We start from the raw sequence: 14,310 nt of genomic DNA, 5'->3' as shown, positions 1-14,310 counted from the left end.
CCATATTTCCCCCGGGCCGATCGGGCGAGAAAGGGGGAGGGAACGATGACCGAGCACGTCCCGGTGCTGCTCGACCGGATCGTCGAGCTGTTCACTCCCGTGTTCGCCGACCGCGACGGCGTTCTCGTGGACGCCACGGTCGGCCTCGGCGGGCATTCCGACGCCCTCCTGGCGGCGTTCCCGCGGCTGCGGCTCGTCGCGCTGGACCGTGACCCCGCCGCGCTGGAGAAGTCACGAGAACGCCTGGCGCGCCACGGCGATCGCGTCAACTTCGTCCACACCGTCTACGACGGGCTCCCGGAAGCCCTCGAAAGCGTGGGCCTGAGCCACGCCGACGGCATCCTGTTCGACCTCGGCGTCTCGTCGATGCAGCTGGACCGCGCCGAGCGCGGGTTCGCCTACGCCAAGGACTCGCCGCTGGACATGCGGATGGACCCGACCACCGGGTTCACCGCCGCCGACGTGCTCAACACCTACGCGCCCGGCGAGCTCGTCCGCATCCTGCGGGACTACGGCGAGGAACGCTTCGCGCAGCGGATCGTCAAGAGCGTCGTCAAAGCCCGCGAGCAGGAGCCCTTCACGAACAGCGGGCGCCTGGTCGAGCTGCTCTACGACGCCGTCCCGGCCGCCACCCGGCGCACCGGCGGGCACCCGGCCAAGCGCACGTTCCAGGCGCTGCGGATCGAGGTCAACGGCGAGCTGGAGGTGCTCCGCCGCGCCATGCCGGCGGCCCTGGGTGCCCTGAAAGTCGGCGGCCGGATCGTCGTCGAGTCGTACCAGTCCCTCGAAGACCGGCTGGTGAAGCAGGCGCTGGCCGAGCTCGCGAAGTCCCGCACCCCGGAAGGGCTCCCGGTGGAGCTGCCGGGCCACGGACCGGAGCTGAAGCTCCTGACGCGCGGCGCCGAGAAGGCCGGCGAAGAGGAGATCGAACGGAACCCGCGGGCCGCCTCGGTGCGGCTGCGGGCCGCAGAGAGGATCGGAGAGCCGCGATGACCGCTCCCGCGAAGTCCTCCCGCCGCCGGGCCGCGCCGGCGACGCGGGGTCGCACCGAGGCCGCCCGCACCTCGACGGACGCCGTCGAGCCGGACCAGCAGACGACGCAGGCCGCGCCCCGGCGGGGTTCGCGTGGCCGCACGTCCGCGGCCGAGCGCGCCTACGCGCGCCGCGCCCAGCGTGCCGACCTGCTCAAGGAGCGCGAGGCGCGCCCGGAGCCGAAGGCCCGGCCCGCCGAGACGGCGGAAAAGCCGAAGTTCAAGCTGAAGTCGCTGCTGCCGAAGTCGCGCGCGTCGTTCGTGCTGATGATGATGGCGCTGCTGGCCGCCGGCGTGGCGACCACGCTCTGGCTGACCACGCAGGCGATCGCCGACTCCTACCGGCTCGAACAGCTGCGCACCACCAACGCGAATCTCGCCGAGCAGAAGGAACAGCTGCAGCGCGACGTCGCCAAGGCGGAGTCGCCCGCTTCGCTGGCCCCCGCGGCCCAGCAGCTCGGCATGGTGCCCGGTGGGGACCCGGCGCGGATCGTCGTCGGTCCCGACGGGAAGACCTCGCTCGTCGGCGAGCCCAAGAAGGCCCAGGCGGACGCCCCGGTGGTGCCGGTCGCGCCGCCGGCCGCGCCCGCCGCGGGCACGCAGTCGCAGCAGGGCGCGCCGATCGAGGGCGACCAGCCCGCCGTGCCCGCCGAAGAGCAGCCGCCCGCCCAGCCGGGAGGCGGCCAGTGATGGCTTCCGGCCGCAGCCAGGTCCGGGCGCGCGCCGCGGGCAGCGCGCGGCGGACGTACGCCGCCGGCACCCGCAGCGCGGCCGCGCGCCGCGGCAACGGCGGGCACCGCAGCCGGTTCTCCGCCGTGCGGCTGCTGCTGGTCGCCGTGCTCATCGTCGCCGGCGTGAAACTGGTGCAGGTGCAGTGGTTCGACGCCGCGGCGCTGTCCGCGGCGGCCGAACGCCAGCGCACCCAGACCATCGACATCCCCGCCCAGCGCGGGTCCATTGTGGACCGCAACGGCGCGAAGCTGGCGTTCAGCGTCGAGGTGCGCACGCTCTCGGTGAACCTCAAGGCGCTGCGCAAGAGCATGGACGACTACGCCGCGAAGAACCCCGGCACCAAGAAGACGTTCGACAGCGAGACCGCCGGGGCCGCCAAGTACATCGCCGGCAAGCTGCCCGCCATGGTCACCGAGCAGCAGCTGCTCGACCTGTTCCACAAGCAGGCGTCCTTCACCTACCTGGTGAACAACGTCGAGCCGTCCGTCGCCGCCGACATCGTCAAGCACTTCGCGTGGATCGGCGTCGAGAAGCGCGCGCTGCGGGAGTACCCGGGCGGCAGCCTGGCGGCGAACATCGTCGGCGCCGCGAACTGGCGTTCCGACGACCCGGACGTGTCCAAGCACAACCTGCACGGCCTCGTCGGGCTGGAGCTGCTGCGCGACAACGACCTGGCGGGGACGCCGGGCCGGATGATGGTCAACACCAAGAACGGCAGCGACAACGTCGTCATCCCGGGCACCGAGCGCGACCTGCAGGCCGCCGTCCCCGGCTCGGACCTCGAACTGACCATCGACTCCGACCTGCAGTACGAGGTGCAGCGGCAGCTGGCGGACTACGTCCAGCAGTCGCACGCCAAGGGCGGGCAGGCCGTCGTCATGGACGCCAAGACCGGCGAGGTCTACGCGCTGGCCAACGACAAGACGTTCGACCCCAACGACCAGCGCACCTGGACCACCGACGACCTGGCCAACCCGGCGGTCACCACGCCGTTCGAACCCGGGTCGGTCAACAAGATCGTCACCGCCACCGGGGCGATCGACTACGGCATCGCGACGCCGGAGTCGACGCTGCAGGTGCCCGGGGCGCTGCAGATCGCCGACAAGACCGTGCACGACGCCTGGACCCACGGCACGCAGACGTTCACCACCACCGGCGTGTTCGCGAAGTCGTCCAACATCGGCACCCTGTTGCTGGCGCAGAAGATCGGAGAGGAGCGCTACGCGGAGCTGCTCAAGAAGTTCGGGCTCGGCCAGCGCACCGGCGTCGGCCTGCCCGGCGAGAGCGCGGGCGTGGTGCCCGCGCGCAGTCAGTGGTCCGCGACCACGTTCGGCAACCTGCCGATCGGGCAGGGCCTGTCGATGACCATCCTGCAGATGGCGGGGATGTACCAGACGATCGCGAACGACGGCCTGCGCGTCGAACCCCGGATCGTCAAGGCGAAGGTGAACCCGGACGGCACGACCGTGCCGGAGCCGGCGCCGAAGACGGTGCAGGTGGTCAGCCCGCAGACGGCGAAGACGGTGCGCGACATGATGCGCGCGGTCGCGCAGAAGGGCAAGGGCCAGCAGAGCGGCACCGCGCCCACCGCGGCCGTCGAGGGCTACCAGATCTCCGGCAAGACCGGCACCGGCCAGCAGGTCGACCCGCGGACGAAGGCCTACAGCGACCACCTCTACAACATCACCTTCGCCGGCATCCTGCCCGCCGACCACCCGCGGTTCGTGGTCGGCATCCGGCTCGACGCGCCCGACACGACGTTGCCGGTGGGGCACTCCGCCGGCCCGCTGTTCCACAGCATCGCGTCATACCTGACGCAGCGGTACCAGATCCCGCTGTCGGACGGCCCTTCGCCGCAGGTCCCGCTCGTCATCCAGTGACCACAATGCGTCAAAGCCCCCTCACTGACAACGTGAGGGGGCTTTGCCGTGCGCAGCGTCCACATCGGTCCGCCGGGGTGAACTCCTTGCGCCGCAACGAAGTGCGGACGCCCGCTTAGCACATGTGCCCGGCCCGCACGCAATCGCCGTACCGCGTGCGGGTGCCGAAACCGCCCGCCGGTAGCCTCTTGGCCGTGTCCGTGTCCTCGTCCAGTTCCCAGGTGCCGGAAAGCCCGGTAAAAGCGGTCCCCGCGCCGCCCCGCCCGGCGCGCATCGACCCGGTCCCGCTGGCGACGCTGCTCGCCAGGGCGGACGCCCGGCTGATCGCCGGCTCGCCCGACGCCGCCGAGCTCACCGTCACCGGCACCACGCTGCGTGCCCAGCACGTGCTGCCCGGCGACCTCTTCGCCGCCCTCCCGGGCGCCCGCGCCCACGGCGCCGACTTCAGCGACCAGGCGGTCGCGGCCGGGGCGGTCGCCGTCCTCACCGACGCCGCCGGCGCCGAGCGGCCCGCCCTGCGCGACGCCGGCGTCCCGATCCTGGTCCACGCCGACCCGCGCGCCGCCCTCGGCGAGATCGCCGCCTGGATCTACGGCGAGCCGTCCCTGAAGCTGTCCGTCCTCGGCGTCACCGGCACCTCCGGCAAGACCACGACGTCCTACCTGGTCGACGCCGGGCTGCAGGCCGCCGGCCTCACCACCGGCCTGATCGGCACGGTGGAGACCCGGATCGCCGGCGAACGCCTGGTCAGCGGGTTCACCACGCCGGAGGCGCCGGACCTGCAGGCGCTGCTCGCGGTGATGCTCGAGCGCGGCGTCACGCACGTGCCGATGGAGGTCTCCAGCCACGCGCTCGCGCTGGGCCGGGTCAACGGCACCCGGTTCGCGGTCGGCGCCTTCACCAACCTCTCCCAGGACCACCTGGACTTCCACAAGGACATGCAGGAGTACTTCGCCGCGAAGTCCCTGCTGTTCGACGGCCGCGCCACCAGCGAGGTCGTCGTGGTCGACAGCGCGTGGGGTCAGGCCCTGCTCACGCCGCAGACGATCACCGTGTCGACGGATCCCAGCACCGAGGCCGCCTGGAAGGCCACCGACCTGGAGGCCACCCCGCAGGGCGAGCAGACGTTCACCCTGCACGGCCCGGACGGCGTCCGCGCCGCCGCCCGGATCCCGCTGCCCGGCGAGTTCAATGTCGCCAACGCCGTGCTGGCGGCCGCGATCCTGAGCACCGCGGGCGTGTCGCTCGACCACATCGTCACCGGGCTCGCCCAGGTCCAGGTGCCGGGCCGGATGGAGCGCGTCTACGTCGGCCAGGAGTTCACCGCCGTCGTCGACTACGCCCACAAGCCGGCCGCGGTCGCCCAGGGCCTCGACGCCCTGCGGGCCCGCACCGAGGGCCGGATCATCACCGTGCTCGGCTGCGGCGGCGACCGGGACACCGCCAAGCGCCCGATGATGGGCGAGGCCGCGGCCCGCCGCAGCGACGTCCTGATCGTCACCGACGACAACCCGCGTTCCGAGGACCCGGCGGCGATCCGCGCCGCCATGCTGGCCGGCGCCCGCGCGGTCGGGCCCGCCGAGGGCGGCGAGATCGTCGAGATCGGCGACCGCCGCGAGGCCATCGCGCACGCCGTGGCGCTCGCCGGGCCGGGCGACATCGTCTTCCTCGCCGGCAAGGGGCACGAATCCGGCCAGGAGGCCGGCGGTGTCGTGCACCCGTTCTCCGACCGCGACGAGCTGGCCGCGGCCATCCGCAACAAACTCGAGGTGAGTGTGTGATCGTGCTCAGCCTGGCCGAGATCGCCGGCGTCGTCGGCGGCCGGCTGCACCGCGCCGATCCGGGTGCGCAGGTGAGCGGCACCGTGGAGTTCGACACCCGGAAGCTCACCCCCGGCGGCCTGTTCGTCGCCCTGCCGGGGGAAAAGGTCGACGGCCACGACTTCGCCGCGCAGGCCGTCGAGGCCGGTGCCGTGGCCGTGCTGGCCGCCCGCGAGGTCGACGCGCCCGCGATCGTCGTCCCGCCGCTGCCGGCGGGGGAGGCGCACGCGCGGTCGGTCGCGCTGACCGGCGACAAGGACGGTTCCGGCGCCGCGGTCCTGGCCGCGCTGGCCAAGCTCGCCCGGTACGTCGTGCAGCGCCTGGCCGAGGGCGAGCTGACCGTCGTCGGCGTCACCGGCTCCTCCGGCAAGACCTCGACCAAGGACGTCATCGCCCAGCTGCTCGAGCCGCTCGGCCCGACGATCGCGCCGCCCGGGTCGTTCAACAACGAGCTGGGCCACCCCTGGACGGCGCTGCGGGCCGACGCGGACACCAGGCACCTGGTGCTGGAGCTGTCCGCGCGCGGTCCGGGCCACATCGCCCACCTCGCCGAGATCGCGCCGCCGAAGATCGGCGTCGTGCTCAACGTCGGCAGCGCGCACGTCGGCGAGTTCGGCTCGCGCGAAGGCATCGCGAAGACCAAGGGCGAGCTGGTCGAGGCCCTGCCCGCCGACGGCGTCGCGGTGCTCAACCTCGACGACCCGCTGGTCGCGGCCATGGCGAGCCGCACGAAGGCCCGGGTGGTCTTCGTCGGCGAGAGCGCGTCCGCGCAGGTCCGCGCGGAGAACATCACGCTCGACGACGAAGCCCGCGCGTCCTTCCGGCTGGTCACCCCGGCCGGCGAGGCCGACGTCAAGCTGCCGCTGCACGGCGAGCACCACGTCGGCAACGCGCTGTCGGCCGCGGCGGTCGCGCTGGAGCTGGGCGTGCGTCCCGCGGACATCGCCACCCGGCTCTCCGGTCTCGAACGGCGGTCCGCGCGGCGCATGGAGGTCGTCACGCGCGAAGACGGCGTGACGATCCTCAACGACTCGTTCAACGCCAACCCCGAGTCGATGCGGGCCGGCCTGAAGGCCCTCGCGGCGATGACACGGGAGACCGGCCGCCGCTCCTGGGCCGTGCTCGGCGTGATGGCCGAGCTCGGCGCCGACGCGGTCACCGCCCACGACGAGATCGGCAGGCTCGTCGTCCGGCTCAACATCGCCAAGCTCGTCGTCATCGGCCCCGAGGCCGCGGCCATGCACCAGGGCGCGCACCAGGAAGGCTCCTGGGGCGAGGAATCCACTTTGGTACCCGACGTCGAGGCCGCCGTCGCCGTGCTGCATGATCAGCTCCGCCCCGGGGACGTGGTGCTGGTGAAGGCCTCCAAGGCCGCCGGCCTCTGGCGGGTCGCCGAGGCCCTGCTCGAACCCCGGGAAACCGACAACTCCGAGAATCGCTCGAACGGTGGTGACGCGTGATCAGCATCCTGATCGCGGCCGCGGCGGGCCTGCTGATCTCCATCCTGCTCACGCCCTACCTGATCCGGGTCTTCTCCCGGCAGGGCTTCGGCCAGGAGATCCGTGAGGAAGGCCCCCAAGGACACAAGTCCAAGCGCGGTACCCCGACCATGGGCGGTGTCGCGATCATCATCGCGATGGTCGTCGGGTACTTCGCCGCGCACCTGATCAACTGGATGTTCAACTCCCGCAGCGGCGCGCCGACGGCCTCCGGGCTGCTCGTCCTGATGCTCGCGGTGGGCCTGGGGATCGTCGGGTTCCTCGACGACTTCATCAAGATCCGCAAGCAGCGGAACCTCGGGCTGAACAAGACCGCGAAGCTGGTCGGGCAGCTCGTGGTCACCATCGCCTTCGCGGTGCTGGTGCTGAACTTCCCGAACGAGCACGGCATCACGCCGGCGTCGGAGAGCCTCTCCTACGTCCGCGACCTCGCGCTGATCACCTTCCCGTCGGTGATCTTCGTGATCTTCTGCTACATCGTGATCTCCGGCTGGTCGAACGCGGTGAACTTCACCGACGGCCTCGACGGCCTGGCCGGCGGCGCGGCGGCGATGGTGCTGGCCACCTACGTCGTCATCTCGTTCTGGCAGGAGCGGCTGTCGTGCTCGAACGCGCCGGCGCCCGCCTGCTACGACGTCCGCGACCCGCTGGACCTGGCCGTGGTCGCCGCCGCGGCGACCGGCGCCTGCGTCGGGTTCCTCTGGTGGAACGCGGCCCCGGCGAAGATCTTCATGGGCGACACCGGCTCGCTGGCCCTCGGCGGCCTGGTCGCCGGCCTCTCCATGACGACCCGCACCGAGCTGCTCGCCATCGTCATCGGCGGCCTGTTCATGGTCGAGATGATCTCGGTGGTCGCGCAGATCGCGGTGTTCCGCACGACCCGGCGCCGGCTGTTCCGGATGGCGCCGTTCCACCACCACTTCGAGCTCGCCGGCTGGGCCGAAACCACGGTGATCATCCGGTTCTGGCTGCTCTCGGCGATCTGCTGCATGTTCGGGCTCGGCCTGTTCTACAGCGAGCAGCTCGGTCTCGGGGGCTGATCTTGGACATCGCCGGTCGTCACGTTCTCGTCGCCGGAGCCGGCGTCACGGGCAAGTCCGTGGTGCCGGTGCTGGTCGAGCTGGGTGCGCGCGTCACCGTCACCGACGGCAACGCCGAGCGCCTGGCCGAGCTCGACGGCCTCGGCGCCGAGCTGGTGCCGGGCCTGACCGAGCCGCCGGAAGGAACGGCACTCGTCGTCACCAGCCCCGGCTGGCGGCCGACGTCGCCGCTGCTCGTGGCCGCGGCCGAAGCCGGGGTCGAGGTCATCGGCGACGTCGAACTGGCCTGGCGGGTCGGGCAGCTGCGCGAGCACCCGCCGTCCTGGCTGGTCGTGACCGGCACCAACGGCAAGACGACCACCGCGGGCATGCTCGAATCGATCCTCAAGGCGGCCGGCGCCAACGCCGTGGCCTGCGGGAACATCGGGTACGCGGCGCTCGACGCGGTCCGCGCCGGCCACGACGTGCTGGCTGTCGAGCTGTCGAGCTTCCAGCTGCACTGGTCGTCGACGCTGGCCCCGGACGCCGCCGCGGTGCTCAACCTGGCCGAGGACCACATCGACTGGCACGGCTCGATGGCCGAGTACGCGGCCGCGAAGGGCCGGGTCTACGCCCGCGCCAAGGTCGCCGTGCACAACGCCGACGACGACTGGTCCACCCGGATCGCCGCCGAGCACGCGCCCGAGAGCGCCCGCCGCGTCGGCTTCCAGCTCGACACCCCGCGCGCCGGCGAACTGGGCGTGGTCGAAGACCTGCTGGTCGACCGCGCCTTCGTCGCCGACCCGGCGAACAGCGCCGAAGAGCTCGCGACGCTGTCGGACGTCCGCCCGGCGGGTCCGCACAACGTCGCGAACGCCCTCGCCGCGGCCGCGCTGGCCCGCGCGCACGGCGTCTCCCCGGAGGCCGTGCTGAAGGGCCTGCGCGAGTACCAGCCGGCCCCGCACCGGGCCGTCGAGGTCGCCGAGGTCGGCGGGGTGCGGTACGTCAACGACTCGAAGGCGACCAACCCGCACGCGGCCGCCGGCTCCCTGCGCGCGCACGCGAGCATCGTCTGGATCGCCGGGGGCCAGCTCAAGGGCGCCTCGGTCGACGAGCTGGTGCGCAGCATCGCCGGCCGCCTCCGCGGAGTCGTGCTCCTCGGCGTCGATTCACCCGTGATCGCCGCCGCGGTTGCGCGACACGCGCCGGATGTCCCGGTGAACAGCCTCCGTCCGGGTGACGATGAACCCATGACTGCGGCGGTGAGTGCGGCCAGCGCGATGGCCCGACCCGGTGACGTGGTGCTGCTGGCACCCGCCGCGGCGTCGTTGGACATGTTCTCGAGCTACGGCGAGCGCGGCGACGCGTTCGCCGCGGCCGTGCGTGTCCTCCGCGACGACGCAGCGGGGGAGCCGAGTGCCGACAGCTGACCCGAAGCCCAAGCCCGAACCCCCGCCGAAGCGGCCGCGCCGCGAGCGCAAGGAAAGCGGCTTCGTCGCCGTCCGGACCGCGCTGACCGCGTGGCTCTCCCGGCCGCTCGCGTCGTTCCACCTGGTGCTCGCCCTCACCGGCGTGCTCACCGTCATCGGCATCGTCATGGTGCTCTCGGCGTCCTCGGTCGCCTCCTACAACCCGAAGACCGGCAGCGGCGTCTACTCGCTGTTCGTCAAGCACCTGGTCTTCGTCGCGCTCGGCTCGGTGGTGTTCTGGCTGGGCCTGCGGGTCAAGCTGGAGCGGATCCGGCGGATGTCGGCCACCGCGACGGTGATCTGCCTGATCCTGCTGGTGCTGGTGCTCACCCCGCTGGGCTCGGAGGTCAACGGCTCGCAGGGCTGGTTCAAGATCGGCGAGTTCACCTTCCAGCCGGTCGAGGCCGCGAAGGTCGCGCTGGCCTTCTGGGGCGCGCACATCCTGGTGATCAAGTACAACGTGATCCACCAGTGGCGGCACCTGCTGGTACCGGTGGTGCCGATCGCGCTGCTGATGTTCGCCCTGGTCATGCTGCAGCCCGACCTCGGCGGCACGGTCACCCTGGCCGTGGTGCTGCTGGCGCTGCTGTGGTTCGCCGGCGCGCCGAAACGGCTGTTCGGCGTGATCCTCGCCGGCGGCCTGGCCGGCGTGCTCGTGCTCGCCGTCATCGCGCCCTACCGGCTCGCCCGGGTCATGTCGTTCCTGTCGCCGGACGCCGACGTCACCGCCGAGGGCTTCCAGGCCAACCAGGCGAAGCTCGCGCTGGCCGACGGCGGGTTCCTCGGCAAGGGTCTCGGCCAGGGCACGTCCAACTGGGGCTACCTGCCGAACGTGCAGAACGACTTCATCTTCGCCCTGATCGGCGAGGAGCTCGGGCTGATCGGCTGCGTCGTCGTGCTCGCCCTGTTCGGCGGGGTCGCGATCGTCGGCCTGCGGATCGCCACCCGCAACATCGACCCGTGGATCCGGATCGTCTCCGGCACGCTCACGGTGTTCCTCGTGGCCCAGGCCGGCATCAACATCGGCTACGTCGTCGGCCTGCTGCCGGTCACCGGCGTCACGCTGCCGCTCATCTCCTACGGCGGCACCTCGCTGGTGATCACCATGCTCATCATGGGCGTGCTGGCGAACGCCGCCCGGCACGAACCGGAGGCGGTGGCCGCGCTGCGCACACAGGGGCCGGGTAAATTCGGGCGTCTGCTGCGGCTGCCCGCGCCCGACCCGTACCGCCCGCCCGCCACGCGCAAGGCGGCGGGGCGAAGTGGGGCGAAGGCGGCCAGGCCGGCGCCCCGTGCGGCCCGGCCCGCCCCGGCACAGGAACGACGCAGGTCGGTCCGCGAACCGGTGCGCCGCAGCGCGGCACGGACGAGCACGGCCACGTCTCGCGGCGGGGCCGCGCGGACAACAGCGAGCCGTGGTACCCGGAGTACCGCGAACCGGAGAGGTCATAGGTGAGTAAGCCCGTCAAGGGAGCCGAGCGATCAGCCGCGGGCAAGGCGCCCGTGGTGGTGGTCGCCGGAGGTGGCACCGCAGGACACATCGAACCCGCCCTCGCCCTGGCCGACGCCGTCATGCGGCTGCGCCCGGACGCGAAGGTCGTCGCCCTCGGCACCGAGCGCGGCCTGGAGAACAAGCTGGTCCCGGCCCGCGGCTACCCCCTCGAGCTGATCCCGCCGGTCCCGCTGCCGCGCAAGCCGACGCCGGAGCTGGTCAAGCTGCCGCTGAAGGTCCGCGACTCGGTGCGCAAGACCCGCGAGGTCCTCGACCGCGTCGGCGCGGACGTCGTCGTCGGCTTCGGCGGGTACGTCGCCCTGCCCGCCTACCTGGCCGCGCGCGGGCGCGTCCCGATCGTCGTGCACGAGGCCAACAAGTCGGCCGGCCTGGCGAACAAGGTCGGCGCCCGGTTCGCCGCGCGGGTCGCCGTCGCCGTCCCGGGCACGCCGCTGCCGAAGGCCGAGGTCGTCGGGATCCCGCTGCGGCGGTCGATCACGGCGCTCGACCGGGCCGCGCTGCGGGCCGAGGCGCGCGAGTTCTTCGGGCTGGACCCGGACGCGCCGACGCTGCTGGTCTTCGGCGGCTCGCAGGGCGCGCAGTCGATCAACGCGGCCGTGTCCGGCGCGGCGAAGGACCTGGCGGACGCCGGCGTCGGCGTGCTGCACGCGCACGGGCCGAAGAACACGCTGGTCGTGCAGGAGTTCCCGGGCAAGCCGGCGTACGTGCCGGTGCCGTACCTGGAGCGGATGGACCTGGCCTACGCCGCGGCCGACGTCGCGATCTGCCGCTCGGGCGCGATGACCGTCGCCGAGGTGACCTCGGTCGGGCTGCCCGCGGTGTTCGTCCCGCTGCCGATCGGCAACGGCGAGCAGGCCACCAACGGCCGGCCCGCCGTCGACGCCGGGGCCGCGCTGATGATCGACGACGCCGACCTGAGCCCGGCCAAGGTCGCCGAACTCGTCGTCCCGCTGGTCACCGACGCCGACCGCGTTGCGAAGATGGGCGCGGCGGCGGTCGGCATGGGCCACCGCGAGGCCGACGAAACCCTCGCCCGGATCGTTCTGGAGGCCGCCCGTGCTTGAGTTGCCTGAAGAGCTGCGCCGGGCGCACCTGATCGGGATCGGCGGGGCCGGCATGTCCGGCATCGCGCGGATCCTGCTGGCCCGGGGCGCGTTCGTGTCCGGCTCGGACGCCAAGGAGTCGCGCGCGCTGCTGTCGCTGCGTGCCCAGGGCGCGGAGCTGTTCGTCGGCCAGGCCGCGTCGAACATCGCGGCGCTTGCGGAGCCGCCGTCCGCGGTGGTCGTCTCGACGGCGATCAAGGAGACGAACCCGGAGCTGGCCGCGGCGCGTGCGGCGGGCATCCCGGTGCTGCACCGGGCCCAGGCGCTGGCCGGGCTGATGGAAGGCCACCGGGTCGCCTGCATCGCGGGCACGCACGGCAAGACGTCGACGACGTCGATGCTCACCGTGGCGCTGCAGCACTGCCGGCTCGACCCGTCGTTCGCCATCGGCGGTGACCTCAACGAGTCCGGCGCCAACGCCCACCACGGCGAGGGTGGCGTCTTCGTCGCCGAAGCCGACGAGAGCGACGGGTCGTTCCTGACCTACTCGCCGTCGGTCGCGGTCGTGACGAACGTCGAGCCGGACCACCTGGACCACCACGGCACGGCCGAGGCTTACACGAAGGTGTTCACCGAGTTCGTCGGCCGGATCGTGCCGGGCGGGCTGCTCATCGTCTGTGCCGACGACGAGGGCGCGGACGCATTGGGCGACGAGGCCGCCGAGCGCGGTGTCAGGGTGCGGCGGTACGGCCGCCGGGCCGGCGGTGCCGACGATGCCGGGATCAGGTCCTACCAGGCGCTGCCGGACGGCGGGATCGTCCAGCTCTCGCTGCGGGGCGAGCTGATCGACGTCAAGGTCGCGGTGCCGGGCGTGCACATGGCGCTCAACGCGGTCGCGGCCCTGCTGGCCGGGATCGAGCTCGGGGCGCCGGTCGAAGGCCTGGTGGAAGGGCTCGGGGCGTTCGGCGGCGTCCGGCGTCGCTTCGAGTTCAAGGGCCGGGCCGGCGACGTCCGCGTCTACGACGACTACGCCCACCACCCGACCGAGGTGGCCGCGCAGCTGCGCGCGGTGCGGACGGCGGCCGGGTCCGGCCGGGTGATCGTCGTGTTCCAGCCGCACCTGTACTCGCGGACCAAGACGTTCTCGACGGAGTTCGCGGAGGCGTTGTCGCTGGCCGACGAGGTCGTGGTGCTGGACGTCTACGGCGCGCGCGAGGAACCCGTACCGGGCGTCACCGGCGCGCTGATCGCCGACAAGGTGACGGCGTCGGTGCACTACGAGCCGGCGTTCGACGTCGCGGCGCCGCTGGCGGCCGGGCTGGCCAAGCCCGGCGACCTCGTCGTGACCATGGGCGCGGGCGACGTCACGCAGCTGGGTCCGGAGATCCTCGCCGAGCTGGACAAGCGCTGAAGCCATGAGTCCGACCAGGGAACGCCGCCGTCCGTCTTCCGCTTCCGGCGGCGCGGAAGACGTGCCGGATCGCGCTTCCCTGGCCCGGCAACGCCGGGGACGGCGCTCCGAGGAGGAGCGCCGCCGGACCCGCGTCGCCGCGCGGCCGTCGCCGCGCAACCGGCCCACCCGGCAGGTGGAGATCCGCCGCCGGTGGGTCGCGCTGCTTTCGGTGCTCACCGTGGTGGCCCTGGTCTACCTGCTGTTCTTCAGCTCGATGCTGGGCGTGCGGGACGTCGCGGTCAACGGGGCCCGCACGGTGCCCGCCGACCAGATCCGCGCGGTGGCGGCGGTCCCGGCGGAGAAGCCGATGCTGCGGCTGAGCACCGACGAGATCCGCGACCGGGTGGCGGCGATGCCGGGCATCGCGACGGTCGAGGTGTCCCGCTCGTGGCCGAACACGGTCGAGATCACGGTGACCGAGCGGACGGCGATCGCGTTCTTCGACAGCGGCCCGGGCGGCGACGGCGTCCACCTGGTCGACGGCGGCGGCGTGGTGTTCAAGACGATCCCGGCCCGGCCACCGGGCCTGCCGGAGCTCAAGCTGCCGAAGGTCTCGGCCGACGACCCGGTGACCCGCGCGGTGACGGCGGTGCTCGGGGTGATCCCGGAGCAGCTGCTCAAGCAGGTCACGACGGCGACGGCGAAGACGCCGGCGAGCGTGGAGTTCACGCTGGCCAACGGGAAGATCGTCCGCTGGGGGACCGCCGAGCAGACGGACCGCAAGGCCAAGGTCCTGGCGGCCCTGCTGACGCAGGACGGCAAGATCTACGACGTCGCGGCACCGGAACTGCCGACCATCACCTCCTGAAGTTTCGTTTTCCCGTGCACCCGGGTTCTCGTATGGCGTACGA

The 14,310-nt window shown here is 72.6% G+C and carries 11 protein-coding genes; all 11 read left to right on the top strand.

The genetic code is table 11. The features are described from left to right. Positions 1 to 45: 45 nt before the first annotated feature. The 11 genes from rsmH (at position 46) to I4Q55_RS22695 (ending at position 14,267) form a co-directional block, all read left to right on the top strand. Positions 46 to 993 carry a 16S rRNA (cytosine(1402)-N(4))-methyltransferase RsmH gene (gene rsmH / locus I4Q55_RS22745; RefSeq protein WP_206790359.1) on the top strand — a complete coding sequence of 316 codons (948 nt, stop codon included), beginning with the start codon at positions 46 to 48 and terminating at the stop codon, positions 991 to 993. Beyond that, positions 990 to 1,721, top strand: a complete 732-nt coding sequence (locus I4Q55_RS22740; RefSeq protein WP_206790358.1) for a hypothetical protein — start codon at positions 990 to 992, stop codon at positions 1,719 to 1,721. The genes rsmH and I4Q55_RS22740 overlap by 4 nt, the downstream gene beginning before the upstream one ends. Next, on the top strand, positions 1,721 to 3,643 hold the full coding sequence (locus tag I4Q55_RS22735) for a penicillin-binding protein 2 (protein ID WP_206790357.1): 1,923 nt from the start codon (positions 1,721 to 1,723) through the stop codon (positions 3,641 to 3,643). Before I4Q55_RS22740 ends, I4Q55_RS22735 begins: the two co-directional genes overlap by 1 nt. Positions 3,644 to 3,864: 221 nt before the next feature. Further along, positions 3,865 to 5,424: a UDP-N-acetylmuramoyl-L-alanyl-D-glutamate--2,6-diaminopimelate ligase gene (locus tag I4Q55_RS22730; RefSeq protein WP_206790533.1), complete on the top strand. Its 1,560-nt coding sequence runs from the start codon at positions 3,865 to 3,867 to the stop codon at positions 5,422 to 5,424. Next, entirely contained in the window at positions 5,421 to 6,923 is a 1,503-nt protein-coding gene (murF, locus tag I4Q55_RS22725; protein WP_206790356.1) for a UDP-N-acetylmuramoyl-tripeptide--D-alanyl-D-alanine ligase, read from the top strand. Before I4Q55_RS22730 ends, murF begins: the two co-directional genes overlap by 4 nt. Continuing rightward, positions 6,920 to 8,002 carry a phospho-N-acetylmuramoyl-pentapeptide-transferase gene (gene mraY / locus I4Q55_RS22720; protein WP_091315466.1) on the top strand — a complete coding sequence of 361 codons (1,083 nt, stop codon included), beginning with the start codon at positions 6,920 to 6,922 and terminating at the stop codon, positions 8,000 to 8,002. Before murF ends, mraY begins: the two co-directional genes overlap by 4 nt. Positions 8,003 to 8,004: 2 nt before the next feature. Continuing rightward, positions 8,005 to 9,411, top strand: a complete 1,407-nt coding sequence (gene murD, locus I4Q55_RS22715; protein ID WP_206790355.1) for a UDP-N-acetylmuramoyl-L-alanine--D-glutamate ligase — start codon at positions 8,005 to 8,007, stop codon at positions 9,409 to 9,411. Then, entirely contained in the window at positions 9,398 to 10,906 is a 1,509-nt protein-coding gene (ftsW, locus tag I4Q55_RS22710; protein WP_206790354.1) for a putative lipid II flippase FtsW, read from the top strand. The genes murD and ftsW overlap by 14 nt, the downstream gene beginning before the upstream one ends. Then, positions 10,903 to 12,027 (top strand): undecaprenyldiphospho-muramoylpentapeptide beta-N-acetylglucosaminyltransferase, encoded by a 1,125-nt coding sequence (gene murG, locus I4Q55_RS22705; RefSeq protein WP_206790353.1) that lies wholly within the window; start codon positions 10,903 to 10,905, stop codon positions 12,025 to 12,027. Before ftsW ends, murG begins: the two co-directional genes overlap by 4 nt. A gap of 52 nt (positions 12,028 to 12,079) precedes the next feature. After that, positions 12,080 to 13,417 (top strand): UDP-N-acetylmuramate--L-alanine ligase, encoded by a 1,338-nt coding sequence (gene murC / locus I4Q55_RS22700; RefSeq protein WP_242546550.1) that lies wholly within the window; start codon positions 12,080 to 12,082, stop codon positions 13,415 to 13,417. A gap of 4 nt (positions 13,418 to 13,421) precedes the next feature. Then, positions 13,422 to 14,267 (top strand): cell division protein FtsQ/DivIB, encoded by an 846-nt coding sequence (locus I4Q55_RS22695; protein ID WP_206790350.1) that lies wholly within the window; start codon positions 13,422 to 13,424, stop codon positions 14,265 to 14,267. The last annotated feature ends 43 nt before the right edge of the window (positions 14,268 to 14,310 follow it).

The organism is Amycolatopsis sp. MtRt-6, from assembly GCF_017308975.1.
Taxonomy (GTDB): domain Bacteria; phylum Actinomycetota; class Actinomycetes; order Mycobacteriales; family Pseudonocardiaceae; genus Amycolatopsis.
The sequence above is the reverse complement of the archived record's forward strand: the minus strand, read 5'-3'. Positions and strand labels throughout refer to the sequence as shown.